The sequence below is a fragment of the Streptomyces lushanensis genome, assembly GCF_001700515.1.
Lineage (GTDB): Bacteria > Actinomycetota > Actinomycetes > Streptomycetales > Streptomycetaceae > Streptomyces > Streptomyces lushanensis.
In genome coordinates this window covers 1-929 of record NZ_MAUD01000554.1, presented here as the reverse complement: position 1 = coordinate 929, position 929 = coordinate 1, and the positions used below count along the sequence as shown (strand labels likewise).

At 70.1% G+C, this 929-nt stretch carries 1 protein-coding gene; it reads right to left on the bottom strand.

The features are described 5' to 3' along the window. Window positions 1-196: 196 nt before the first annotated feature. The coding region (gene coaE, locus BFF77_RS31155) for a dephospho-CoA kinase (protein WP_066956765.1) at window positions 197-697 on the bottom strand (501 nt) is incomplete at its 3' end. Window positions 698-929 lie beyond the last annotated feature (232 nt).

The window sequence follows — 929 nt, the reverse complement described above, 5'->3', positions numbered from 1 at the left end:
CCGTGCGGCCAGCAGATGCTCGGCCGCGCGATAGTCGATGATGTGGGTCTCCGGGCTCTCGGGCACGGTTCGCATCCTTCCCTGGCTGCGCGCTTTCAACGCCAGCGCGTCGGTCGCTGTTCGACACCCCGCATGTCACACCTCTGCATGTCGCACCCCCGCGTACCACCACTCCCGCGCGTGCCCCGCGCACGNNCGCGCGGCGTTCCTCACGGGTCGCCTGAGCGGCCATCCGGTCGCGCGCCTCGGATTCCGCCATCCCCCGCTGCCGTACGAGCCGGTCGAGCTGGGTCTCGGGCGAGGCGTCGACGACGACCACCAGGTCAAACAGCCCGGTCATGCCGTTCTCGACCAGCAGAGGTACATCGTGCACCACGATCGCGTCCGGCCCGGCCCCGCTCTCCAGCTCCGCCGACCGGGCACGGACCAGCGGATGCACGATCGCGTTCAGCGCGCGCAGCCGGTCCTGGTCGGCGAAGACGATCGAGCCGAGCCTGGGCCGGTCCAGGCGGCCGTCCGCGGTGAGCACCCCGGGACCGAACTCCGCGACCACCGCTGCCAGACCCGGTGTTCCCGGCTCCACCACCTCGCGCGCGATCCGGTCGGAATCGATCAGCACCGCTCCGTAACCGGTCAGCAGACGGGAGACCTCGCTCTTGCCCGCGCCGATACCACCCGTGAGTCCCAATCTCAGCATGCGCCCAGCCTAGGCGGTCCCCCCGGACCGTCCCTCTGCCGGTACACCAAGCGTGCCGGTACACCGAGCGGCCGCACGGTTCCAGTGGCTGCTGGACACCGTACGGCCGAAATCGCTCAGGAGCGGAGAAACAAGGAACACGTACATACGGAAGCGGTCACCGTTTGGGCCAGCACCTCGGATCACGCCCGGGCACCAGCACCTAGGGTCACGCTCCGCCGCCGTCGCCCTC